At 73.1% G+C, this 22,674-nt stretch carries 24 protein-coding genes and 1 tRNA gene; 8 read left to right on the top strand and 17 right to left on the bottom strand.

Features of this window, described 5'->3' with window-relative positions; translation table 11 throughout:
- Nucleotides 1-38: 38 nt before the first annotated feature.
- From ACPOLA_RS02525 to ACPOLA_RS02505, 5 genes are read right to left on the bottom strand one after another with little or no spacing between them, the layout of a single operon-like run.
- Nucleotides 39-1,037 carry a helix-turn-helix transcriptional regulator gene (locus ACPOLA_RS02525; protein WP_435768813.1) on the bottom strand — a complete coding sequence of 333 codons (999 nt, stop codon included), beginning with the start codon at nucleotides 1,035-1,037 and terminating at the stop codon, nucleotides 39-41.
- Nucleotides 1,034-2,011 (bottom strand): WYL domain-containing protein, encoded by a 978-nt coding sequence (locus tag ACPOLA_RS02520; RefSeq protein ID WP_435768812.1) that lies wholly within the window; start codon nucleotides 2,009-2,011, stop codon nucleotides 1,034-1,036. Before ACPOLA_RS02520 ends, ACPOLA_RS02525 begins: the two co-directional genes overlap by 4 nt.
- A gap of 24 nt (nucleotides 2,012-2,035) precedes the next feature.
- Entirely contained in the window at nucleotides 2,036-2,803 is a 768-nt protein-coding gene (locus ACPOLA_RS02515) for a crotonase/enoyl-CoA hydratase family protein (protein ID WP_435768811.1), read from the bottom strand.
- A gap of 19 nt (nucleotides 2,804-2,822) precedes the next feature.
- Nucleotides 2,823-5,261: a penicillin acylase family protein gene (locus ACPOLA_RS02510; protein ID WP_435768810.1), complete on the bottom strand. Its 2,439-nt coding sequence runs from the start codon at nucleotides 5,259-5,261 to the stop codon at nucleotides 2,823-2,825.
- Between the two features lie 48 nt (nucleotides 5,262-5,309).
- Nucleotides 5,310-7,532 carry an MMPL family transporter gene (locus ACPOLA_RS02505; protein ID WP_435768809.1) on the bottom strand — a complete coding sequence of 741 codons (2,223 nt, stop codon included), beginning with the start codon at nucleotides 7,530-7,532 and terminating at the stop codon, nucleotides 5,310-5,312.
- Nucleotides 7,533-7,695: 163 nt separating this feature from the next.
- Between ACPOLA_RS02505 and ACPOLA_RS02500 the strand changes: the two genes are divergently transcribed.
- Together ACPOLA_RS02500 and ACPOLA_RS02495 are read left to right on the top strand one after the other, a co-directional pair.
- A complete protein-coding gene (locus ACPOLA_RS02500; RefSeq protein ID WP_435768808.1) occupies nucleotides 7,696-8,889 on the top strand; it encodes a sensor histidine kinase in 1,194 nt (397 codons plus the stop codon).
- Complete coding sequence (locus tag ACPOLA_RS02495; protein WP_435768807.1) at nucleotides 8,841-9,482, top strand: LuxR C-terminal-related transcriptional regulator; 642 nt, start codon at nucleotides 8,841-8,843, stop codon at nucleotides 9,480-9,482. Before ACPOLA_RS02500 ends, ACPOLA_RS02495 begins: the two co-directional genes overlap by 49 nt.
- A 13-nt stretch (nucleotides 9,483-9,495) precedes the next feature.
- Here the strand turns inward: ACPOLA_RS02495 and ACPOLA_RS02490 are convergent, their stop codons facing one another.
- The 6 genes from ACPOLA_RS02490 to ACPOLA_RS02465 are packed head-to-tail and all read right to left on the bottom strand — an operon-like array spanning nucleotide 9,496 to nucleotide 12,452.
- Nucleotides 9,496-9,819: a GroES family chaperonin gene (locus tag ACPOLA_RS02490; RefSeq protein WP_435768806.1), complete on the bottom strand. Its 324-nt coding sequence runs from the start codon at nucleotides 9,817-9,819 to the stop codon at nucleotides 9,496-9,498.
- 4 nt (nucleotides 9,820-9,823) lie between these two features.
- Nucleotides 9,824-10,072 carry a DUF3618 domain-containing protein gene (locus tag ACPOLA_RS02485; protein ID WP_435768805.1) on the bottom strand — a complete coding sequence of 83 codons (249 nt, stop codon included), beginning with the start codon at nucleotides 10,070-10,072 and terminating at the stop codon, nucleotides 9,824-9,826.
- Entirely contained in the window at nucleotides 10,069-10,833 is a 765-nt protein-coding gene (locus tag ACPOLA_RS02480; protein WP_435768804.1) for an energy-coupling factor ABC transporter ATP-binding protein, read from the bottom strand. Before ACPOLA_RS02480 ends, ACPOLA_RS02485 begins: the two co-directional genes overlap by 4 nt.
- The gene (cbiQ, locus tag ACPOLA_RS02475; protein ID WP_435768803.1) at nucleotides 10,830-11,450 is read right to left on the bottom strand and encodes a cobalt ECF transporter T component CbiQ; all 621 of its coding nucleotides are present in this window, start codon (nucleotides 11,448-11,450) and stop codon (nucleotides 10,830-10,832) included. The genes ACPOLA_RS02480 and cbiQ overlap by 4 nt, the downstream gene beginning before the upstream one ends.
- Nucleotides 11,440-11,754, bottom strand: a complete 315-nt coding sequence (locus ACPOLA_RS02470) for a PDGLE domain-containing protein (protein ID WP_435768802.1) — start codon at nucleotides 11,752-11,754, stop codon at nucleotides 11,440-11,442. Before ACPOLA_RS02470 ends, cbiQ begins: the two co-directional genes overlap by 11 nt.
- Complete coding sequence (locus ACPOLA_RS02465; RefSeq protein WP_435768801.1) at nucleotides 11,751-12,452, bottom strand: energy-coupling factor ABC transporter permease; 702 nt, start codon at nucleotides 12,450-12,452, stop codon at nucleotides 11,751-11,753. The genes ACPOLA_RS02470 and ACPOLA_RS02465 overlap by 4 nt, the downstream gene beginning before the upstream one ends.
- Nucleotides 12,453-12,575: 123 nt before the next feature.
- On the opposite strand from ACPOLA_RS02465, the gene bcp reads away from it, so the two are divergent.
- The 4 genes from bcp (at nucleotide 12,576) to ACPOLA_RS02445 (ending at nucleotide 15,821) form a co-directional block, all read left to right on the top strand.
- Nucleotides 12,576-13,070, top strand: a complete 495-nt coding sequence (gene bcp / locus ACPOLA_RS02460; protein WP_435768800.1) for a thioredoxin-dependent thiol peroxidase — start codon at nucleotides 12,576-12,578, stop codon at nucleotides 13,068-13,070.
- A gap of 98 nt (nucleotides 13,071-13,168) precedes the next feature.
- The gene (locus ACPOLA_RS02455) at nucleotides 13,169-14,401 is read left to right on the top strand and encodes a hypothetical protein (protein ID WP_435768799.1); all 1,233 of its coding nucleotides are present in this window, start codon (nucleotides 13,169-13,171) and stop codon (nucleotides 14,399-14,401) included.
- A 65-nt stretch (nucleotides 14,402-14,466) separates the two neighbouring features.
- Nucleotides 14,467-14,548, top strand: a tRNA-Leu gene (locus ACPOLA_RS02450).
- A 16-nt stretch (nucleotides 14,549-14,564) separates the two neighbouring features.
- Nucleotides 14,565-15,821, top strand: a complete 1,257-nt coding sequence (locus ACPOLA_RS02445; protein WP_435768798.1) for a multidrug effflux MFS transporter — start codon at nucleotides 14,565-14,567, stop codon at nucleotides 15,819-15,821.
- A gap of 21 nt (nucleotides 15,822-15,842) precedes the next feature.
- Here the strand turns inward: ACPOLA_RS02445 and rdgB are convergent, their stop codons facing one another.
- From rdgB to ACPOLA_RS02425, 4 genes are read right to left on the bottom strand one after another with little or no spacing between them, the layout of a single operon-like run.
- Nucleotides 15,843-16,454 carry an RdgB/HAM1 family non-canonical purine NTP pyrophosphatase gene (gene rdgB, locus ACPOLA_RS02440; RefSeq protein ID WP_435768797.1) on the bottom strand — a complete coding sequence of 204 codons (612 nt, stop codon included), beginning with the start codon at nucleotides 16,452-16,454 and terminating at the stop codon, nucleotides 15,843-15,845.
- Nucleotides 16,455-16,456: 2 nt separating this feature from the next.
- The gene (gene rph, locus ACPOLA_RS02435) at nucleotides 16,457-17,164 is read right to left on the bottom strand and encodes a ribonuclease PH (RefSeq protein WP_435768796.1); all 708 of its coding nucleotides are present in this window, start codon (nucleotides 17,162-17,164) and stop codon (nucleotides 16,457-16,459) included.
- Nucleotides 17,165-17,184: 20 nt separating this feature from the next.
- A complete protein-coding gene (locus ACPOLA_RS02430) occupies nucleotides 17,185-18,024 on the bottom strand; it encodes an ABC transporter permease (protein WP_435768795.1) in 840 nt (279 codons plus the stop codon).
- Nucleotides 18,021-19,010, bottom strand: a complete 990-nt coding sequence (locus ACPOLA_RS02425) for an ABC transporter ATP-binding protein (protein ID WP_435768794.1) — start codon at nucleotides 19,008-19,010, stop codon at nucleotides 18,021-18,023. Before ACPOLA_RS02425 ends, ACPOLA_RS02430 begins: the two co-directional genes overlap by 4 nt.
- A 132-nt stretch (nucleotides 19,011-19,142) precedes the next feature.
- Between ACPOLA_RS02425 and ACPOLA_RS02420 the strand changes: the two genes are divergently transcribed.
- Both ACPOLA_RS02420 and ACPOLA_RS02415 read left to right on the top strand, forming a co-directional pair.
- Nucleotides 19,143-20,369, top strand: a complete 1,227-nt coding sequence (locus ACPOLA_RS02420; RefSeq protein WP_435768793.1) for a sensor histidine kinase — start codon at nucleotides 19,143-19,145, stop codon at nucleotides 20,367-20,369.
- Complete coding sequence (locus tag ACPOLA_RS02415; RefSeq protein WP_435768792.1) at nucleotides 20,366-21,055, top strand: response regulator; 690 nt, start codon at nucleotides 20,366-20,368, stop codon at nucleotides 21,053-21,055. The genes ACPOLA_RS02420 and ACPOLA_RS02415 overlap by 4 nt, the downstream gene beginning before the upstream one ends.
- Here the strand turns inward: ACPOLA_RS02415 and ACPOLA_RS02410 are convergent.
- A complete protein-coding gene (locus ACPOLA_RS02410; protein ID WP_435768791.1) occupies nucleotides 21,043-21,834 on the bottom strand; it encodes an MBL fold metallo-hydrolase in 792 nt (263 codons plus the stop codon). The two genes, ACPOLA_RS02415 and ACPOLA_RS02410, sit on opposite strands and share 13 nt — an antisense overlap.
- Nucleotides 21,831-22,649 carry a glutamate racemase gene (gene murI, locus ACPOLA_RS02405; RefSeq protein ID WP_435768790.1) on the bottom strand — a complete coding sequence of 273 codons (819 nt, stop codon included), beginning with the start codon at nucleotides 22,647-22,649 and terminating at the stop codon, nucleotides 21,831-21,833. The genes ACPOLA_RS02410 and murI overlap by 4 nt, the downstream gene beginning before the upstream one ends.
- Between the last annotated feature and the right edge of the window lie 25 nt (nucleotides 22,650-22,674).

The following is a 22,674-nucleotide window of genomic DNA, read 5'->3' as shown; positions in this document are numbered from 1 at the left end:
ACGCTGCGTCAGGGTCAAGCGGCCCCGAGGGCTCGGGCTCAGGACTCCGGCGCCACGGAGTGGTGGACCAGCAGCTCCTCGGCAAGGACGACCCCGGCGTGCTCCAGCTCGCGGGGCTCGAGGACGAACGCGTCGGGGCCCGCGGCCAGGAGCAGCATGCCCACCCTGCGCTCCAGCGGGGGCAGCAGCTCGAGGTCGACGACGACGGACTCCTCGTCGTCCTCCACGAAGGTGACCTTCTCGGCGTAGAAGTCGGCGGCCCAGCGGGCGCCCTGGGGCAGCAGCACCCGGACCCGCGTCGTGAGCCGCTGCTCGTCGAGCATCCGCTCGACGCCCTCGGGGAGGGCGAAGGTCTCCTCGAGCACCTCCACCTCGCGCACGTTGGAGAGCAGGAACGTGCGCAGCCGCCCCAGCTCGTCGGGCGGGCCGGCGTCGACCTCCCAGCCACGGCGGGTCTGCACGAGCCGGTAGGGGTGGATCTCGCGGCCGGTGACGCCCTGCTCCCACGCGCGGGAGTACACGATGCGGGCGGCCCGTCGCTCTCGCTGGGCACGCTGGAGCGGCTGGAGCGGCTGGGTCCAGGCGCCCGTCTCGGGCACCACCGCCGGCTCGCCGAACATGGTCTCGGTGAGCACGTCGATCGCCTCGCCGAGGTCGTCGTTGTCCGGCTCGATGTCGTGCAGCGCCAGCGCCGCGGTGTAGACGAGCGCGAGCTCGGCGGCGTCGACGTACTCCACGCCGAGCTCGTCGGCCGGGCTCTCGCTGACGAGCCGCACGACCTGGGCGTCGTTGGGGTCGGTCTCGGTGCCGTCCGGCCCGAGGAACTCCAGCACGTCGGGCCGGGTGAGCCCGAGCAGGAGGTCAGGTCCGACGTCGGCGGTGTAGAAGGCCATCAGGTCGTCGCGCAGCTCGGGTGCCGGCACGTCGAACTCCGCGGCGAGCGCCTTCAGCGACAGCCCGTCGGGGTGGGTCGCGAGCCGCTCGAAGACCCGAGGCAGCCGGGCGATGCGGGCGACGTAGCGCGGGGTGGCGTTCACGAGGCACCTCCGCCGTCGCCGACGCGGGCCGCCCGGGCGAGCTCGGCGACCACCTCCGCGCGGACCTCCTCGGGGCCGACGATGCGGACCCGCCGGCCCAGCTCGTTGAGGCGGGCACGGAGTGCGGACCGGTTCGTCACCTCGTAGCGCAGCAGCACCTCCTCGCCCCCCGAGCCGCGCACGGGCGCGACGGTCACCGGGTCGCCCAGCCACCGGCGTACGTCGGGCTCGAAGTCGGCCGTCGTGTGCAAGGTGACCGCGACCGGCGGGTCGAGCTGCCAGGTCATGGGGTGCAGGCCGGTGTGGCGCACCTGCGGCACGGGGTGCGCCGAGCCGGGAGGCCCCGCCTCCGGGGCCGTCATCCGGCCGACCACGAACCGCTTCACGGTCGCCTCCGCGGGCCGGTCGGGCACCAGGTCGGCGGTCTCGATGCCCCGCAGGTACCACTTGCCGTTCTGGGTGCGCAGCGACTCGGGGTGCACCTCGCGCTGGGTGCCCTTGTAGCCGAAGGTCAGCAGGCAGCGGTCGCGCACGGCGCGCACGACGAGCGACAGGGCCTCGTCGCGCGCGGCGGCGACCGCGGTCGGCACCTCGGCCTCGACCTCGGTGGGCCTGGCCGACGCGGGCAGGCCGAGCCGTGCCACGAGGTCGCCGCGGTCGGCCAGCAGCACGGCTCGGCGGAGCGCTGCCTGCTGGGCCGGCGTGAGCCGGACGCGGAGCCGGTTGTCGACGGTCGTCATCCGGTAGACGGCGGGCGCGCCCGGCGGCGCGACGTTGTCGATCTGCCACCCCTGCCGGCGGAGGTGCCGCAGCTCGCGGTTGAGCTGGTCGGCCCGGTCCTCGCCGGTGAAGCCGGCGAGCTCGGCGAGCCGGTCGCCCTCGACGCCGAGCTCGCTCTTGGCACGGAGCACGGCGGCGATGCGCACCAGGCGCTCCATCGGTCCGCGCTGGTCGCGCCCCGGGGCCTTGGCCACGTCGTCCTCCGATGGTCGGGCTGGTCAGGTGTCGAACGTGCCGTGCCGGCCCGCTCCGCCGGCGAACCGCGCCGCGCCGTCGAGAGTATCCGCGGCGAGCGACCGAAGCCCGTGGCGCCACTCCGCGGCGAGCGCCTCGCCGATCGGCAGTCCCTGCTGCTCGTAGGAGGAGAGCCGGTCCTCGCGCAGGCAAATCTGCGGGAAGCCGGCCAGCTGCTCGGCCAGGGCCACTGCCTCGGCGAGGGCCGCCCCGGGTGCCGAGACCCGGTTGGCGAGCCCCATCCGGAGGGCCTCCTCGGCGCCGACCTCCCGCCCGGTCAGGATCAGGTCGAGCGCATGGGAGTGACCGATCAGCCGCGGCAGCCGCACCGTGCCGCCGTCGATCAGCGGCACGCCCCACCGCCGGCAGAAGACGCCGAAGCTGGCTGCCGGGTCGACCACCCGGAGGTCGCACCACACGGCCAGCTCGAGCCCCCCCGCGACCGCGAAGCCCTCCACGGCTGCGATCACCGGCTTCGACAGCAGCATCCGCGTCGGGCCCATGCCGGCGGGGCCCTCCCCCGGCGCGCCGACCTCGACGTCGCCGCGGGCCACCGCCTTCAGGTCCGCCCCGGCGCAGAACACGCCACCCGCTCCGTGCAGCACGGCGACCGAGGAGCCCTCGTCGGCGTCGAAGGCCTCGAAGGCAGCAGTCAGCGCGCGTGCGTGCTCGGCGTCGACGGCGTTGCGCACCTCCGGGCGCGACAGGGTCACCACGGTGACCGCGCCGCGTCGCTCCACCTCGACGGACATGGGGGCAGCGTAGGCCCAGTCAGGACCCGGAGAGCACGATGGTCCGCTTCAGGTCCGCCCTGATCTGCGCGGGCGTCCAGGCGAACCGCACCCACTTCTCCTGCGAGAAGAGCAGCGTCTGGTCGGCCGACCACGGCGACGCCGGGTTCTCGTACTGCCCGTAGGTCAAGATGGTGCGCGCGTCGACCGAGCCGTCGGGCAGGTAGGCGACCGCCTGGATGTGCGAGGAGCCGTAGGAGATGGGCTTGTAGCGGTCGGTGTTGGCGACCGGCTTGCGCGACGCAACCGCGTTCGCGTTGCCGGCCAGGTCGCCGTCTCCGCCACCGACCGGATAGGCGGGCGCCCCGCGGTCGCCGGCCACCTGGAGCGAGCCCCAGGACGCGTCGAACGGCACCCCCTCGGCCCGCAGGTGGTCGATCGCCGCCCGCATCGCGTCCACCACGGGCTTCGACGTCTTCAGCCCGCGCGGCGTGTGCAGGGGGTCGTTCGCGTCGAAGGGCACCGACCACAGCGCGTTGCCCGACGGCGCGCGGCGCACGAACTCCTCGAAGACGTGGTAGCCGACCGACGACGTGTCCGACCGGCCGTCCCACGCCCGCAGCACGGCGCAGGCCTCGGCCTCGCCGGTGGCGTCGCACACCGCGTCCAGCCTGCCGTCCTCCCGCATCACCTCGGCGGCCCGGACCCGGTTGTCGTGCTGGTGCCCACGCAGCGTCGCCGGGGTCTCCTTCCCGACGGCGAGCCGGTCGACGACGTACTGGGTGACCATCCGGGTCCGCATGGTCCGCTCGCACCTCTCGCAGCCGATGATCGAGGGATAGCCCTCGAGGCGGACCTCGTCGTTGGGCGTCCAGTAGGAGTCGTTGGCGTTCACCACCCAGTCCCGGCGCACCACGTCGGGCAGCCGGCCCGGGCCGAGGATGCCGGGCCGCTGCGCGTCCGCGTCGGCCCCCCATGCGCAGGCGCCGTCGGCGAGCGCGCCGTTGAGGCCGGGCAGTCCGGCGACCACGTCCAGCAGCCGGCCGATCACGGTCATGCACCGGTCGGCCATCGCATCGGTGACGTGGGGGACGACGCTGTGGTCGGCGTAGACCACCTCTCCCCTGCGGTCGGCCGCGGTGGTGTTGACCCACGGCATGCCGCCACCCGCGTCCTGCCGCCGCAGCAGGTCGCGGGCGCTGGTCGCCTCACCCATGGCGAGGAAGGTGTCGATGGTCCGCAGGTGCTCGGCGTTGGCGTCCCGGATCGCCCAGAAGCTCAGCGGGCTCCAGCCCATGAACTGCGACGGGCTGTCGATGACGTAGCCCTGCGGCACCCGGTAGAGGTCCTCGCGGACGGTCGCCAGCGAGCCGTCGGGCCGCCGGACCTCGACGTCGACGAACCGCCGCTCCGCCCTCTTCACCAGGCCGTTGGCCGTCAGGTACGTCGTGCCCGGCCCGACGGTCAGGTACTCGTACGGCGTGAAGCGGTACGCCGTGGAGACGGTGTGGCTCCAGGCGACGTCCTTGTTCCAGCCGATGTTGACGACCGGGGCGCCGATCAGGGACGCGCCCGCGACGTCGTACCTGCCGGGGATGGTGAGGTGCTGCTGGGCGAACTTGTAGCGGCCGGCCCACGGGAAGTGGGGGTTGCCCAGGAGCATGCCGCGTCCGGTGGAGCTGGCGTCCCCGCCGACCGCGGTGGCGTTGGAGCCGAAGTCCCCGTCCTGGCCGAGGGAGCGGCGCAGTGCCTCCTGGTCGACCCTCGCCGCGAACTCCTCGACCTCCTGCTCGGAGGTCGGCAGGGGGAGGCCGATCGCGGAGAGGTCGGGCAGGCCCGGCTCGGTGAGCGTCGGCGGGTCCGCCTCGACGATCTCCTTGACGAAGACCCCGGTCGAGGCCAGGAGGTTGGCGAGGTAGACGCCGTACCAGAGGTCGAGCTCGGTCGCGTCGGGCCGGATCCAGGCCGCTCCCCGGCACGCCGGGTCGCTCACCTCGTTGTCACGGAGGAATCGGTTGATGCCCGCGGTGTAGCCGCGGACCATCTTCCGCGCTCGCGCACTCGGACCGGCGGGCGAGGAGAGCAACCCCTCGACCACCTTGCGGTTGCGCAGGTCGCGCACCAGCGCGTCGACCTGCAGGTTGCTGGCCTCCATCGAGACCCGGTCGTCGTAGCGGCCGTCGGGTCCGAGGTAGCGCGAGCGCTGGCCGCGGGCGGTGATCAGGGTGTCGGCGAGGTTGCAGATCGAGGAGCGTGCCATGGCGTAGCCGCTGCCGTAGCCGAGCGAGCCCCAGTCGTCGGCGACGACGTGCGGGATGCCGTGGCTCGTGATCCGCACCGTCGCCCGGTAGCCGGTCGCGGCGACGGCCCGCACCTCGGCGGTGCGGGCCGTCGGTCGCTGCCCCGCGTCAGCCGGTCCGGCCGCCACCAGCGGCGGTGCGACCAGGAGGGCGACGAGGAGGGCGGCGAGCAGCGTCACGAGTCGGGGGGTTCGCACGCACCTGCAACGCGCGGCAGGTGACGTGCGTTACGCCCGCCCGGCGGGCGCCCCCTGCGCGGGCACCCCCGGCCCGGGTGCCGTCGGTGCGGTGTCGGCGCCGGCCGGTGCGGTGCCCGCGAGCGCCGCGCGCCCGACCCGGCGGGGCCACCAGGCGCGGTCCCCGAGCAGGACCAGCACGGCCGGGAGCACGACCAGCCGCACCAGTGTCGCGTCGAGCAGGATGGCACCGGCGAGGCCGACGCCCATCATCTTCATCTCCAGCATCGACAGCGTGGCGAAGAGGGCGAAGACCGAGACCATCACCACCGCCGCACTGGTGACCACCCCGGCCGTGTCCGCGATCCCGCGACGCACCGCGAGTCGCGTGGGCACGCCGCGCTCGACGAGCTCGCGGATCCTGCTGAGCACGAACACGTGGTAGTCCATGGACAGCCCGACGAGGACGACCATCACGAAGACCGGGATCCAGCTGATGACGAATCCCGGGCTGGTGAAGTCGAGCAGCGACTCCCCCACGCCGTGCTGGAACACCACGGCCAGCAGCCCGAACGCGACGCCCACCGACGCGAGGTTCAGCACGGTGGAGACGAGTGCGAGCGGGACGCTGCGGAAGGCAGCGCCCATCATCAGCATCGTGAGCAGCAGGACGAACCCGATCATCAGCGGCAGCCGGTCGCCCTGCTTCTCGGTGTAGTCCAGCGACTCCGCGGCGTCGCCTCCCACCGCCCACTCGACGGCGCCCGCCCCGGCCAGCTCCGACCTGGTCAGCGTGCGCAGCTCCGTGATCGCCTCCGCGGCGCGGTCGTCCGACTCGTCGTACGGCATGGCCAGCCTGAGCACGGTGGTCGTGGAGTCGGCCGATGCCGTCGGGGCCTCGCCCACGGCGGTGAAGTCACCCGTCGCCACCGCTGACGACTCCAGGCGGGTGAGGGCCGCAGCGACGTCCGCCTGCTCGCCCGGCTCCGCGGTGGCGACCACGGCGGCCGTGGTGCCCTCGGACGGGAAGGCGGCGGAGAGCGTCCGCAGTGTCTGCGCGGCCGGGAGGTCGTCCGGCAGGGTCTCGAGGTTGGCGGTGTGCGTCCTCATGCCGAGCGCGGGCACGGCGAGCACGCCGACCACCACGCCGGCGGCGACCAGCGCGGCGACGGGATGCCGCACCACCGGGTCGAGCAGCCGGCTGCTGATCCCACCGTGGCCGATCCGCCGGTTCAGGCGCCACAGCAGCGGGACCCGCGGCCGGTCGACCCAGCGCCCCAGCTTCACGAGGAGCGCGAGAAGCACGGTGATCGAGCCGAGCACCGCGACCGCGACCACCACGATCGCGCCGGTGGCCAGGGAGTCGAAGGTGGGGTCGCCCATCACGTAGAGGCCGGCGAGGGCGGCGATCACCGCTCCGCCCGAGACCAGGATGGCGTGGCCGGAGGTCTCGGCAGCGATCTCCACGGCGTCGAGCGTGGTCCGGCCCGCCGCGCGTTCCTGCCGCTCGCGCTTGAGGTAGAACAGCGAGTAGTCGACGCCCACGGCCATCCCGATCAGCACGATCATGCTGCTCACCGTGGGCTCTGCCGCCACCAGGTGCGACAGGGGAGCGCTGATGCCCAGGGTCGCCGCGACGCTGGTGCCGGCGAGCAGCACGGGCAGCCCGGCCGCGACCAGGGCGCCGAAGGCGATCAGCATCAGCACCAGCGTCACCGGGATGCTGGTCAGCTCGGCGCGGGCGAGGTCGTCGCCGACGCGCTCGTCGATGGCGGCGTCCACGGTGACGTCGCCCGCGGTGGCGAGGGCGAGGTCGGGGTGGTCGGCCTGGACCTCGGCCACGGCGTCGACCAACGGGGCGGCTTCCATGTCGCCGTTCTCGAGCTCGACGGGCACCAGGAGGGCGGTGTCGTCCGGGCTCGCCACGGCGTCGCCCACCTCCACGACGCCGTCGAGCCCGCGGAGCCGCTCACCCACCTCGGCGGCTGCCGCCTGCGCGTCCGCCGGGTCCAGCGACCCGCCCGAGCGGGAGGTGACCAGGACGCTCTCGGACGGTGCGGCAGCGAGGCCGGACTCGGCGAGCAGGGCATCGGCGCGGCCCGACTCCCCGACCCGGTAGTCGGCGTCGGCCGGCTCCTCGGTCGGGATCGCGACGGCCAGCGCGACGGCGGCGACCACGAACACGGCCCAGCAGCCGATGGCCCGCCACGGATGCAGGGCACTCCATCGGGCAGCACGGATGGGGACCGCGGTCAGCGGGACCTTGAGGGACATGGCGAGCTCCTTCGGGAAACGGGGGGAACGGCCCAGGACCGGGGCCCCGCGCCAGTGGTGCCAGCCTCGCGAGCCCGCCGGGCGCGGTCAGGGGTGCGGAGTCCCGCGCCGCGGTGGTGCCAGCACCACTGCGCGCGTCGGTCCGACACGAGAGGATGGGCCGGTGGCGTCAGTGGAACCGGTCGAGTCGGTGGAGCCGGTCGGGTCGAGGACGACCGAGCGTGCGGGGCGTCTCGCGCTGACCGGGTTCGCCGCCCTCCACCTGCTCCTCTTCGTCCCCGTCGCGCTGTGCTTCGTGCTGCTGGTGGTCAGCAGCGTGCTCGTGGTGGTGTGGGTCGGCGTGCTGCTGCTCCTCGCGGTCGTCCCCGCGAGCCGCGCCGTCGCCGACGTCCACCGCTGGACGGCGGGCCGATCGCTGGGCGCGCCGCTGCCCTCGCCGTACCTCCCGACCGCGGGCGGACCTCTCCGGCGCCTGCGGATCCAGGCACTCGACCCGGCGACCTGGCGCGACGTCGCCTGGATGCTGTGGGCGATGACGCTCGGTGTCGCCGCGTCCCTGCTGACGCTGGTGTCGCTGCTGGGCGTGGTGACCACCGGCATCTGGTGGTACGGCGTCGGGCCGATCATGCGCGGCCGCGCCCACGTGGACCGGGTCCTCCTCACCATCGGCCACACCGAGGCGCTGGAGCAGCGGGTGCAGCAGCTGACCGAGACCCGGGCCGGGGTGGTCGACCTCTCCGCGGCGGAGCTGCGCCGGATCGAGCGCGACCTGCACGACGGCCCTCAGGCGCGGCTGGCGTCGGTGTCGCTGAGCCTCGGCATGGCCGACAGCCTCTTCGAGGCCGACCCCGCGCAGGCCCGGCGGCTGCTCAACGAGGCACGGACGACCTCCCGGGCGGCCCTCGGCGAGCTGCGCGACGTGGTCCGCGGGATCCACCCGCCGATCCTCGCCGACCGAGGCCTCCACGGGGCGGTGCGCGCGCTGGCCCTCGACCTGGCGATCCCGGTCGACCTCCGGCTGGCCTTTGACGGGCGCCCGCCGGCTCCGGTGGAGTCGGCGCTCTACTTCGCCGTCGCCGAGTGCCTGGCCAACACCGCCAAGCACGCCGGCGCCGGACGGGCCTGGGTGCACCTCCACCACGACGGCTCGGTGATGCGAGCGGTCGTCGGCGACGACGGCATCGGCGGCGCCGACCCGAGGAGGGGCACGGGCATGGCAGGGGTGGCCGCCCGGCTGGCAGCGTTCGACGGCACCATGACCGTGTCGAGCCCGCCCGGTGGCCCGACGACGACCCGCCTGGAGGTTCCGTGCGTCTTGTCCTCGCCGAAGACCACGCCCTGCTCCGGGCAGGACTGACCCAGCTGCTGGAGGGGCACGGCTTCGCCGTCGTCGCCTCCGTCGACAACGCTCCGGCGCTGGAGGCCGCGCTGCTCCAGCCCGACGTGGACGCCGCCGTCGTCGACGTCCGGATGCCGCCGACCTTCACCGACGAAGGCCTGCGGGCAGCGATCGCCGCCCGGGCCCGGCGGCCAGGCTTCCCCGTGCTGGTGCTCTCGCAGTACGTCGAGCACCTCTATGCGCGGGAGCTGCTCGCCAGCGGGGACGGCGCGGTGGGCTACCTGCTCAAGGACCGGGTCTCCGACGTGGCGGAGTTCGTCGACGCCCTGCGCCGGGTCGCGGCCGGGGGGACCGTGCTGGACGCCGAGGTGGTCGCCACGGTGCTCGCCCGCCGCGGCGACGCACCGATCGACCGGCTCACGCCCCGTGAGCGCGAGGTGCTGGCCCAGATGGCGGAGGGTCGCAGCAACGCCGGCATCGCGGCCAGTCTCTTCATCACCGAGAAGGCCGTCGCCAAGCACATCAACAGCATCTTCACCAAGCTCGACCTGCCGGCCGACATGGACGCGAACCGGCGCGTGCGGGCGGTCCTGGAGTGGCTCCGGGTCTGACCGCGGAGGTGGCTCAGAGATACAGCCCGGCGGCCTCGTCGCCGAGGCGCTCGGCCGCGACGGCGTGGATGTCACGCTCGCGCATCACGACGTAGAGCTCGCCGGACACCTCGACCTCGGCCTTGTCCTCGGGGTCGTAGAGGACCTTGTCGCCGACCACGACGGTGCGGCAGTGGGGACCGACCGCGACCACCCGCGACCAGGCGAGGCGCCGGGCACCCATCGCCGCCGTCGCGGGGATGACGATGCCGCCGGTCGACCGCCGCTCGCCGGCGTCGGCCTCGGTCTCGCACAAGATGCGGTCGTGCAGCATCTTGATGGGGGTCTTGTCGGACACGCCTCTAGCTGGTGATCTTGCGCAGGACGATCATCAGGGCGACCACGCCGATCACGCCGCCCGCCGTCTTGAGGATGTTGTCGGTGCGCGGCTCGCCCGTCTCCGGATCGACGTAGTGCGCCTTCACCTGGGCGATCTCGCGCTGCAGGATCGTCTTGGGGTGCGAGCGGTAGAGGAGCTGGTCGATCGTCCCAGCGAGGCGCTCGCGCGCCTCCTCGATCTCACGCTCGATTTCAGAGGGGGAGTTGCTCACCCCGGCAGGCTATCAATCGAGCGCGGGTCGAACCCCCAGGGGAGCTCGAGCCGGTGGGCGCGCATCAGGGCGTCGTCGGTCAGCACGTCGTAGGTCGAGCCGTCGGCGACCACCCGGCCCTCGCTCAGCACGATCGACCGCGGGCACAGCTCGAGCGCGTAGGGCAGGTCGTGGGTGACCATCAGCAGCGTCACGTCGAGGCTGCGGACGATGTCGGCGAGCTCGCGACGCGACGCCGGGTCGAGGTTGGAGCTCGGCTCGTCGAGCACCAGGATCTCCGGCTCCATCGCCAGCACCGTCGCGACCGCGACCCGCCGCCGCTGCCCGTAGGAGAGGTGGTGGGGAGGCCGGTCGGCGTACGACGCCATCCCGACCCGGTCGAGCGCGTCCATCACCCGCCGCTCGAGCGCCGCGCCCTTGAGCCCCAGGTTGGCGGGGCCGAAGGCCACGTCGGCGCGCACGGTGCCCATGAACAGCTGGTCGTCGGGGTCCTGGAAGACGATGCCGACCCGGCGGCGGATCTCGAGCAGGTGCTGCTTGGTGACCGGGAGGCCGCTGACCGTCACCGACCCGGCACCGTTGCCGGACTCCGCCGAGAGGATGCCGTTGAGGTGGAGGACGAGCGTGGTCTTGCCGGCGCCGTTGGGCCCGAGCAGCGCGACCCGCTCCCCGGGGTGCACGTGCAGGTCCACGCCGAACAGGGCCTGGTGGCCGTCGGGGTAGGCGAAGGCCAGCCCCCGCACGTCCAGGGTCGGCGTCACGTGGCGCGCTCCGGGAGGCGGCCGTCGTAGCCGCGCGACAGCATCGCCAGGTGCACCCGCTCACCCCTCTCGTAGGACCGCACGAACAGCGCACCGAGCGTACGCGCCAGCGCCGGCCAGTGCCGCGGCGAGCGAGGGTCGACGCCTCGGGACCGCATCGCGGTCAACATCCGCTGCAGGTCGCCGGCGACGACCGAGAGGTAGCGGATCATGAAGCCCATGATCTGCACGATCAGGTCCGGCACGCGCAGCCGCTGGAGCCCGGTCAGCACCGCGACCGGCTCGGTGGTCGCGGCGAGGGTGAGGGACGCGAGCACCCCGAGGGTGCCCTTCGCCGCCAGCCCCCACGCGGCGAGCAGTCCCGGCTCGCTGAGGCCGACCCCGAGCACCTCGACCTCGGGCCCACGGACCACGAACGGCATCATCGCGGCGAACACCAGGAAGGGGACCTCGATGACGGTGCCCCTCGCCAGCCGGCGGAAGGAGACGCGGGCCGCCGCGGCGACGCCGAGCACCAGCGTCAGGTAGCCGCCGAACACGGGGAACCACTCACGTGGCGTCGCCACCACGACCAGCACGAAGGCCAGGAGCAGGAGGATCCGGTGCTCAGGCCTCATCGGGTCGCTGCTCGCGCGGTCGCCGCCGCAGCAGCAGCGCGAGGCCGCCGGCGAGCAGCAGGGTGACGAGCACGCCGACGACGCCGGCGATGCCGCCGCCCAGGCGGGCGTCCTCGACGCCCTTGGTGCCGTAGTCGGCGAAGGGACTGTCCGCGGCAGGGCTGTCCTCGGCGGAGTCCAGGAAGCCGGTCTGCTCGGCGACGTACTCCAGGCCGTCGGGCTGCGCGCTGGCGTAGTAGGAGCCGACGCCGGCCACGAGAAGCGCGATGACCACGCCGGTGACGAGGAACCAGCGCCGGCTCATGCGGCGACCTCCTCGGTGCTGCCGTCGACCACGAGCGCGGACCGGGCGCCACGCATGCCGCGGGCACCGCGGACGAGGTCCGGACGCGACGCGACGACCGCCGCGACCACCAGGCCGGTGATCGCGGCCTCGCCGAACCCGATCACGGTGTGCCACCCCACCATCGCGGCCAGCACGGTGCCGAAGGAGATGTCGGCCGTGCCGCCGACCGCGAAGAGGAGCGTGAAGGCCACGGCGGCCGCCGGCACCGAGAGCAGCGCCCCGACCGCGGCGGCCACCGGCACGGAGCCGACGTCACGCGGCATCACCAGGAGCGCGGCGCGGAAGACGGCGTAGCCGACGAGGACCCCCACGACCGCCATCAGGGTGATGTTGGTGCCGAGCGCCGTGATGCCGCCGTCGGCCATGAAGAGGGCCTGCACCATCAGCACCACGCTGATGCACAGCGCTGCCGTCCACGGGCCGACCAGCACCGCGGCGAGCGCACCGCCCAGCAGGTGGCCGCTCGTGCCGGCACCGACCGGGAAGTTCATCATCTGTCCGGCGAAGACGAAGGCAGCCACCAGACCGGCCATGGGCGCGGTGCGGTCGTCGAGCTCGGCACGGGCCTTGCGCAGCGCGACGCCGACGGCGGCGGCGGCGACGACTCCGGTCGCGACCGACGTCGGTGCGTCGAAGAATCCGTCGGGGACGTGCATCGGGGCGGCACTCCTGTGTCCGGTGTTCGAGGGGCTGCTCGCGGGGTAGTTAGATGGTCACGAGCATTCCCCACCTTATTGCATGGAACTTGCAACAACACACCCGTGTCAGGAGTCCGCACCATGAGCGACCCGGTCCGCCTCTCCCCCGGCGACCCCGCCCCCGACTTCAGCCTCCCCTCCGACACCGGTGACGAGGTGGGCCTGTACTCCTTGCTGAAGGAGGGCCGGAAGGTCATCGTCTACTTCTACCCCTCCGCCATGACGCCCGGGTGCACGAAGCAGGCCTGCGACTTCACCGACTCCCTGGACTCTCTGCAGGCCGCCGGCTACACCGTGGTGGGGATCTCCAAGGACGCCACCTCCCGGCTCGCGAAGTTCCGCGAGCGCGACGGGCTGACGATCACCCTGCTCTCCGACCCCGAGCTGGCCGTCCACGAGGCCTACGGTGCCTACGGCGAGAAGAAGCTGTACGGCAAGATCGTCCAGGGCGTGATCCGGTCGACCTTCGTCGTCGACACCGACGGACGGGTGGAGGTCGCGCAGTACAACGTGAAGGCGACGGGCCACGTCGCCAAGCTGCGCAAGGACCTCGGGCTCTCCGGGCCAGCCGCCTAGGTCCGTTCGGTCCAAGAAGATCCAAGAAGACCCAGGTAGAACCAGACAGGTCCGTTCCGGCACCAGACCCCCGACCCGGTCAACACAGAAGGACACCGATGAAGCTGCACCAGGCCCTCGCCGACCTCGCGCGCGACCACGGGCACGAGCTGTTCCGCGACGCCGGCGCGTTCCGCGGGTCGCTCGACGACTACCTCGACGAGGGCCAGGCGTCGAGCGGCACGATCAACCTGCTGACCGACGCGGTCCGCCTCGGAGCGCTCGACGGCATGCTGACCATGCTGAGCAGCGGCGCCGCGCCCGCCGACGCCGTGGAGTCCGCGGGCCAGCGACTGGCCCGCGACCGAGGCTCGGCCGACGTGCGGGGGTGCCAGTGGGCGGTGGCGGTGCTCGGCTTCGCCCTGGGCAAGGTGCCCGAGCAGCTGGTGACCGGCCTGGACCCGGAGGCCGCCACCGCGGCACCGCCGCACCACGGTCCCGGGGGGACGGCGCCGATCCAGTCACCGGGCCAGTCGCCGGGCCAGCCGCCGATCCAGTCGCCGCAGCACCCGGTCCACTCGCCGGCCCAGTCGCCGGCCCAGTCGCCGGTCCAGTCGCCGCAGCACCCGGTCCACTCGCCGGCGGCCGGGGTGCATCACCAGTCCGGCGGCGCCGGCTACGGCAGCCCGCAGGCGCCGTACTCCGGTGGCGGGTGGTCGCCGCAGCCACCGCGGAAGAGCAGGACCGGACTGGTCGTCGGGGTGGCGGTCGCGGGGTTGGTCCTGATCATCGCGGGAATCGTCGGCATCATCGCCCTCACCGGCGGGGACGACGACCCCAAGGCCGACGACCCGACGTCGGAGACCACCGAGCCGACCGACCTGGGCGGTCCGACGATCGAGGGCACCGGCTACACCGTGCAGGTCCCCGAGGGCTGGTCGGACGGCACCGAGGAGTTCAAGAGCAACAACCCGGGCCTGGCGACCCTCGACCGGGTGATCCTGTGGGGCGACTCGTTCAACACCGCGCGCGGCAACATCATCGTGGAGACCCAGTCGGCGTACGGCTCGACCGACCCCAACGACCTCAAGGAGGACTGGAAGAAGGCGCTGGTGTCGTCGGACCCCAGCGCCCAGGTCACCGACATCCCCAACCGGGCGATCGACGGCCAGACCGCCCTCGGCGTGGAGATCAGCCGCACCAACGACTCGGGCGTCGCCGTCAAGCAGCGCGCCCACCTGGTGATCAGCGGGGACAAGGGCTACTCGATCACCGCCTCCCTCAAGGAGGGCGACGAGGAGGTGCTGACCAGGTTCGACGACATCCTGTCGACCTGGCAGTGGGCCGAGTGACCCAGGGCGACCCAGGATTGACCCAGATTGACCCAGCCGCCGGCGGCCCCCGTGCCGCCGGCCACGCCGGAGTGGTGGAACTGGCAGACACGCAGGTTTTAGGTACCTGTGCCCCAGGGCGTGCGGGTTCGAGTCCCGCCTCCGGCACCCCTAGGCTTGCGCGGTGCACGACGAGCGGAGGTCCCTGCGGCTGACGGTCGCGATCCCCGTCGTCCTCGCCTCGCTGTCGATGCTCGGGCCGTTCAGCATCGACACCCCGTTCCCCGCGTTCCCCGCGATGGGGCGCGACTTCGGGGTCGACGCGCGTGCGCTGCAGCTCGTGGTCACCGTCTACCTCGCCGCGTTCGCCGCGATGAGCATGTTCCACGGTCCGCTCTCCGACGCGGTGGGGCGCCGCCCGGTGATCGTCGGCTCGATCGTGGTGTACGTCGCCGCGTCGGTCGGGTGCGCCCTGGCCCCGAGCCTCGGGGTGCTGCTGGTCTTCCGTGCGATCCAGGGCCTCAGCGCGGGCGGCGCGACGATCGTGAGCCGCACCGTCGTGCGCGACCTCTTCGAGGGGCCGACCGCCCAGCGGCTGATGAGCCGGGTGGCGGTCATCTTCGGCATCGCGCCGGCGATCGGCCCGGTGATCGGCGGGCTGCTCCTCCAGGCCGGGCCGTGGCCGCTGGTGTTCGTGTTCCAGGGCGCGCTCGGCGTCGCCCTCATCCTCACCGTGCTCGTGGTGCTGCCGGAGACGCACCCACCGGCCGCCCGGGTGCCGCTGCGCGTGCGTGAGGTCGGCCGTGGCATCGGTGACGTCGGGCGGCGGGCGGCGTTCCAGCGGCTGGCCTGGGCGACCGCCCTGCTCTTCGGCGCCCAGTTCCTCTACATCGGCGGGGCGGCCATCTTCGTGGTCGACCTGCTCGGCATGGGCGAGCTGGACTTCTGGAAGTTCTTCGTGCCGATGATCGGCTCCATGATGCTGGGCTCGTGGCTGTGCGGCCGGGCCGCCGGCCGGATCACCGCCCGGCGGCTGGTCACCCTCGGCTGCGGGATCGCCACGGGCGGCGGGCTGCTCGGGGTGGGCCTGGCGTCCTCACCTCTCGAGGCCACCATGCCGTGGGCGATCGTCGGCCCGAGCCTGCTGGCGCTGGGCAACGGCATGACCTATCCGACCACGCAGCTGCTGATGCTCGACCTCTTCCCGGACCGTCGGGGTGCGGTCGTGTCGTTCGCGTCGTTCATCGCGCTGATGTTCAACGCATTGACGACCTCCCTGCTCACGCCGTTCGTCGCCACCTCGACGTTCGGGCTGGCGCTGGCGGCGCTGGCCCTGGTGCTGGCGGGACAGGCCCTGTGGACCTGGCACTGCGCGGTGGAGGACCGGGACTGCGCGGCGCCGGCACACCCCGGCGACCTGGAGCCGACCGAGCTGTTGTGAGAGTCGTGCGCCGAGACCGGCTCAGCTGAGCAGCTGCGCGACGAGCGGGGCGATCTCCCGCAACGCCCTGCCGCGGTGGGAGATGGCGTCCTTCTCCGCACGACTCAGCTCCGCCGTCGTCCGGCCCGGGAAGTCGTCGGCCTCGAACACCACGTCGTAGCCGAACCCGCCGCTCCCCCGCGGCGCGCGGACGACGCGTCCCTCCATCCGCCCCTCGACGGCGATCTCGCGGCCGTCCGGGTGGACGAGGGCGACGGCACAGGTGAAGTGCGCGGACCGGCGAGCGTCGGGCACGTCGCCGAGCTGGGCGAGCAGCAGCTCGTTGTTGCGGTCGTCGCTGCGGGGCGGCCCGCTCCAACGCGCGGACAGCACGCCGGGCATGCCGTTCAGGGCGTCGACGCAGAGACCGGAGTCGTCGGCGAGGGTCGGCAGACCGGTCGCCGCCACGCCTGCGCGTGCCTTGAGCAGGGCGTTGCCCTCGAACGTCGGCTGGTCCTCCACCGGCTCGGCGAAGGCCTCCACGTCGTCGAGCCCGACGACCCGCACGGACGCGAGGTGCCCGGCGAGGATCCGCCGCATCTCCTCGAGCTTCTTGGCGTTGCGGGACGCGACGAGCAGGGTGGGTGCCGACACCGTCACCCCGCCAGCGCGTCGCGCTGCATCCTGGTCAGGTCGGCGCAGCCCTTCTCGGCCAGGTCCAGGAGCGCGTCGAGCTCGGCGCGGTCGAACGCCGCGCCCTCGGCGGTGCCCTGCACCTCGACGAAGCTGCCGGCGCCGGTCATCACCACGTTCATGTCGGTCTCGGCGCGCACGTCCTCGACGTACGGGAGGTCCAGCCGCGGCACTCCGTCGATGATGCCGACGCTGATGGCGGCCACCGAGCCGGTCAGCGCGGCCGGGACGCCCAGCGTGGCGCAGGCGTCGGCGAGGGCGACGTAGGCACCGGTGATCGCGGCGGTCCGCGTGCCGCCGTCGGCCTGGAGGACGTCGCAGTCGATCTGGATGGTGTTCTCGCCGAGCGCCTTGTCGTCGATGACCGCCCGCAGCGACCGGCCGATCAACCGGGAGATCTCGTGGGTGCGGCCCCCGATGCGACCCTTCACCGACTCCCGGTCCGACCGGGTGTTGGTGGCCGCCGGGAGCATGGCGTACTCCGCCGTCACCCAGCCCAGGCCGGAGCCCTTGCGCCACCGGGGCACGCCCTCGGAGGCGGACGCGGCGCAGAGCACCCGGGTCCGGCCGAACTCGATCAGCACCGAGCCCGCCGGGTGGTCGAGCCAGTTCCGGGTGATCGTCACCGGCCGCAGCTCGTCGTCGGCGCGGCCGTCCTCGCGGGTGCTCATGCACCCAACCTAGCGAGCGGCTACTTCACCTCGGCCCGCAGGAGGCGGGCGATGCCGAGCGCGAGCGGGAGCCCGACCCAGAGCAAGGAGCTCGTGAAGAACTGGAGGTACTCCTTGGCCCCCACCTCGACCTCCTCGCCCAGGTAGTTCGTGCCGGCCGTGAGAGGCGCGGAGGCGGTGTTGATCTCGACCCAGGGCAGGATGTCGCGCGCCCAGTCGAACACGGCGAAGAGGATGGGCCACAGGATCAACGGGAGCATCAGCGCCACGACGTAGTAGACGGCGATCGCACCCGGGGTGTTCAGCAGCAGCGTGCCCAGCGCGAAGCCCATCGCGAAGAACGCCAGCTGGACCATCAGGATCCAGAAGAACCGGCCGGCCGCGAGGTCCCAGACCGGGTCGTAGCCGTCGATGGCGGCGACCAGGAGGTTGGTGAACGACCCGATCACGACGGCGAGGGCCAGGGTCGCCACGGCGAGCAGCGCCACCGCCACCAGCTTGGCCGCCACCACCTTGACGCGCTTCGGCTCCAGCGCGAACGTCACCATGGCCGTTCGCTGACTCCACTCGCTGGTGACGATCAGCACGCCGAACACCGGGACCAGCAGCGAGATGGGATAGGTGAAGATCTGCGCCAGGATGCCGGCGTCGAACTCGATCACGCTGTCGTTGAGCGCGACGATGAGGATCAGCACCGCCATCGTCAGGGCGATGAGGATGGCCGTGCTCGCCAGGAGCCAGAACCCTCCGCGGGTGTCGAGCATCTTGCGCCACTCGACCCGCACCAGCCGGTGGAACGGGGTCGGCGGGGTGCCCGAGACGTCGAGGGTGGGGGGCGGGGCCGTGGGTGCGGTGGTCATCGGTGGGAACCTCCGGTCGGAGTGCTGGGTGAGTCGACGGGCGGCATCGCCGGCATCGGCGGCATGTGCGCGTGCTGGACGCCGCCGGGCACGGCGTCGCGCTGGGTGCCGGACGTGAGCTCGAGGAACAGGTCCTCCAGGCCGGCCCCGCCGGAGCGCAGGTCGGTGAGCACGACACCACCGGCGAGTGCCGCCCGGCCGACCTCCTCGGTGGTGGCCTGCACGCGGAGCCCCTCGCCCATCGGCTCGACGGCGTGGCCGGCTCGCGCCAGGGCGGCGCTGAGCGCCTCGTTGTCGGTCGCGGTGACCAGGGCCGTGGCAGCGCCCTTCGCCGACGCCAGCAGCGACTTGCGGTCGCCCTGGGCGACGATCCGGCCGTGCCCGATGAGGATCATCTCGTCGGCGATCTGCTCCACCTCGTGCAGCAGGTGACTGGACAGCAGCACGGTGCCGCCGCGGTCGGCGTACCCCTTGAGCAGGCCGCGCATCCACCGGATCCCGGCCGGGTCCAGGCCGTTCGCCGGCTCGTCGAGGATCAGCACCTGCGGGTCCCCGAGCAGCGCGTGCGCGATGCCGAGCCGCTGACGCATGCCGAGGGAGTAGTTGCGCAGACGCCGCTTGGCCTCGGTGTCGGTGAGGCCGACCAGCTCGAGCATCTCGTCGACGCGGGACCGCGGCAGGCCCATCGTCTGGGCGCCGAGGGTCAGGATCTCCCGACCGGTGCGGCCGGCGTGCTGGGCGGAGGCGTCGAGGAGGGTGCCGACGTGGCGACCCGGGTTGGGGATGTCGTGGTAGTGGAGGCCCCCGATGGTGGCCGAGCCACGGGTTGCGGGCGTGAGGCCCACCATCACCCGCATCGTGGTCGTCTTGCCCGCGCCGTTGGGGCCCAGGAACCCGGTGACCCGCCCCGGCCGGCACGCGAAGCTGATGTCGTCCACGGCGGTGAAGCCGCCGTAGGTCTTGGTGAGGCGATCGACGGTGATCATGGGCCTAGCCTGCCCGACGGCGTTGCGGCGACGCATGGGACCCGCGTCGCGACCGGGTCCCGACCAAAGTAGGGGTCGTCCGGAGCCGTACGCCGCTGACGGGAGGGTCCGCGGCCGCCTAGCCTCGGGGTCATGGACGGCCCGGCACCGCGCGACTACCAGCCGCCGCTGCGGTGGTACAGCCACCTGTGGCGCTATGCGCTCGCCCTGCTGATCGGTCTGGTCGCCTGGCTGCCCGTCGTCGAGCGGCAGGTCGAGGATCGCCCGATCCTGTTCTGGCTCGACCTGGTCGTGGGGGTGCTCGCCCTGGTGCTGGTCTGGTGGCGCCGGCGGTGGCCGATGACCGTGGCGGTCGTCGCGGTGCTGCTGACGCCGATCAGCTCGTTGGCCGGTGGGGCGATCACCCTGGCCGTGGTGTCGGTCGCCACCCGCCGTCGCTGGGGCGAGCTGCTGGTCGTAGCGCTGCTGAGCCTCGTCATGAACGCCGCCTACTACGCCGTCCAGCCGGTCTCCGACGCGGAGCCCTGGTGGGTCACCGCCAGCGTCACGATCGTGGCCATCGCTGCCTCGTTGGGCTGGGGGATGTTCATCGGCTCCCGTCGCGAGCTGATCTGGACGCTGCGCCAGCGCGCCGAGACGGCCGAGGCGGAGCGCGACCTCCGGGCGGCGCAGGCCCGCTCCACCGAGCGCGCCCGGATCGCTCGCGAGATGCACGACGTGCTGGCCCACCGGATCTCGCAGATCTCGCTGCACGCCGGCGCGCTGACCTACCGCGCGGACCTGACGGCCGAGGAGATGCGCAGCAGCGCGGGCGTCATCCGCGAGAAGGCCCACGAGGCGCTGACCGACCTGCGCGAGGTGCTCGGGGTGTTGCGCGACACCGAGGCCGGCGCCGCCGCGACCGGCCCCCAGCCGACGTACTGCGACGTCCCGGCGCTGGTGGCCGACGCCCGGGCGGCGGGCGGGATCATCGAGTACGACGACGGGCTGGCCCCCGACGCGCCGCTGCCCGACGTGGTCGGCCGCACCATCTACCGCATCGTGCAGGAGGGGATCACCAACGCCGCCAAGCACGCCCCGCGCTCGACGCTCCGGATCCGGGTGAGCGGCAGCGTCGAGGAGGGTGTGGACGTGGAGCTGCGCAACGCCGTCGGTTTCGGGCCGACCCGGACGCCGGGCGCCGGACTGGGGCTGGTCGGCCTGGCCGAGCGGGCCGAGCTGCGTGGCGGCTGGCTGGTGCACGGTGTGGAGGGGCGCGGTACCGCCGCCCCGGTTTTCCTGCTCCACGCCTGGCTGCCCTGGGCCGCCGACGCCGCGGACGCCGCCGACGCCGCCGACAAGGAGGAGGCGACCCGGTGACCGGTCCGATCCGGGTGGTCGTGGTCGACGACGACCCGTTGGTGCGCTCGGCGCTCACGCTCATGCTGGGCGGTCAGCCCGACATCGCCGTCGTCGGGGAGGCCGGCGACGGCAGGGCCGGCGTCGCCCTGGTGCGCGAGCTGCGCCCCGACGTGGTGCTGATGGACATCCGGATGCCCCGCCTGGACGGCCTCGCCGCCACCCGAGAGCTGCACGCCACGGCGGACCCGCCGCACGTGATCGTGCTGACCACCTTCGACGCCGACGACCACGTGGTCGGCGCCCTCGCGGCCGGGGCCGACGGGTTCCTGCTCAAGGACACTCCACCGGCCGACATCGTGGCCGCCCTGCGCAAGGTGGCCGACGGCGACCCGATGCTGTCGCCGTCGGTGACCCGCACGCTGATCGACCGGATCCGGTTGGGCACCGAGGACGACCGCGCCGGCCGGGCGCAGCGCCTCCTCGCTCGGCTCACCGACCGGGAGCTCGACGTGGCCCGCGCGGTCGGGCGGGGGCTGTCCAACGCCGAGATCGCGTCGGCGCTGCACCTGTCGGTGCCGACCGTGAAGGGCCACGTGTCGCGCCTCTTCGAGAAGCTCGGCGTCACCAACCGGGTGCAGATCGCGATCTGCGTGCACGACGCCGGCCAGCTCGACCGGGCGCCGGGTGGCGGTCAGACGTCGTAGATCGCGCCCATCGACGCCAGGTCGGTGGGGCCGTCGTACGCCTTGGTCGCCTCGTTGAGGATTCCCTGCGCGTCGTGCCACGGCGGCACGTGGGTGACCACGAGTCGCTTCGCGCGGGCCTGCGTCGCGACCTCGCCGGCCTCCTGGCCGGTGAGGTGCAGGCTCGGGGGGTTGTCGTCGCCGGCGCGGAAGGACGCCTCGCAGAGGAACAGGTCGGCGTCCGCCGCGAGCTCGAGCAGGGCGGGCGTCGGGCCGGTGTCGCCGCTGTAGGCGAGCGTCCGGCCGAAGGCGGTGATCCGCAGGCCGTACGCCGGCACGGGGTGGTCGACCGCGAACGGCTCGACGCCGAACGGTCCCACCCGGACCGGCTCGCGGTAGCGGTGGAAGTCGAACTCCTCGCGCATCCCGGGGGTGCGGGGCAGGTCGTAGGCCTTCGCGAGCCGCTTGGCCGTCCCCTTGGGGCCCCAGACCGGGATCCTGGGCTGGTTGCCGCTGGGGTGGTACTTGCGCAGCACGTAGTAGCTGGTCATGTCGACACAGTGGTCGGCGTGCAGGTGGCTGAGGAACACCGCGTCCACGGTGAGCGGGTCGACGTAGCGCTGCAGCACGCCGAGGGCGCCGTTGCCCATGTCGAGCACGATGCTCCAGGTGCGCAGCCCGTCGGCCGCCTGGACCAGGTAGCAGCTGGCCGGCGAGTCGGGCCCGGGGTAGGAGCCGGAGCAGCCCACGACCGTCAGCCGCATCGTGCGCTCCGGCACGGGCGGTCCAGCGGCCGTCACGCGAGGCCTCCGGCGAACTGTGCGGCCGCGACCAGCTCGGGCCCGAGGAAGCGACGCCCGATCGTCTCGAACTCCGCCGGGGCACCCGTCGTGGCGAAGGAGTACTCCGGGTCGCCGCCCGAGCGCATCAGGCCGGTGTCGGCGAGCATCCGGTAGACGTCCTTCGCGCACTCCTCCGCGCTGCTCACCAGGGTCACGTCGTCCCCCATCACGTAGGAGATGACGCCGGTGAGCAGCGGGTAGTGGGTGCAGCCGAGGATCAGGGTGTCGATCCCGAGCTCGGTCAGCGGGTCGAGGTAGTCGTGGGCGGCGGCGATCAGCTCGTCGCCCCCGGTCACGCCCGCCTCCACGAAGTCGACGAACCGCGGGCAGGCCCGAGTGGTGAGGCTGATGTGGGGGGCCGCGGCGAACGCGTCGTCGTAGGCCATCGACTCCGCGGTGGAGCGCGTGCAGATCACCCCGATCCGGCCGTTGCGGGTGGCCGCGACCGCGCGGCGCGCCGCCGGCAGGATCACCTCGACGACCGGCACGTCGTAGCGCTCGCGGGCGTCGCGCAGCATCGCTCCGCTGGCGGAGTTGCAGGCGATGACTAGCGCCTTCACCCCCTGGTCGACGAGGTGGTCGAGGCACTCGAGGGCGTACTCGCGGACCTCGCCGATCGGCTTCGGGCCGTAGGGCTGTCGCGCGGTGTCGCCGACGTAGGTGATCGACTCGTGCGGGAGCTGGTCGATGACCGAGCGGGCCACAGTGAGGCCCCCGAACCCGGAATCGAAGATCCCGATCGGTGCCTCGACGTCGACGTGGGTGGGCCGCACGCCGCCAGCCTACGGCGTGGGGTGA

Origin of the sequence: Nocardioides proteolyticus, assembly GCF_051280635.3 — a bacterium.
Taxonomy (GTDB): Bacteria; Actinomycetota; Actinomycetes; order Propionibacteriales; family Nocardioidaceae; genus Nocardioides.
Note: the sequence above shows the minus strand (reverse complement) of the source record. Positions and strands in the feature narration are given on the sequence as shown.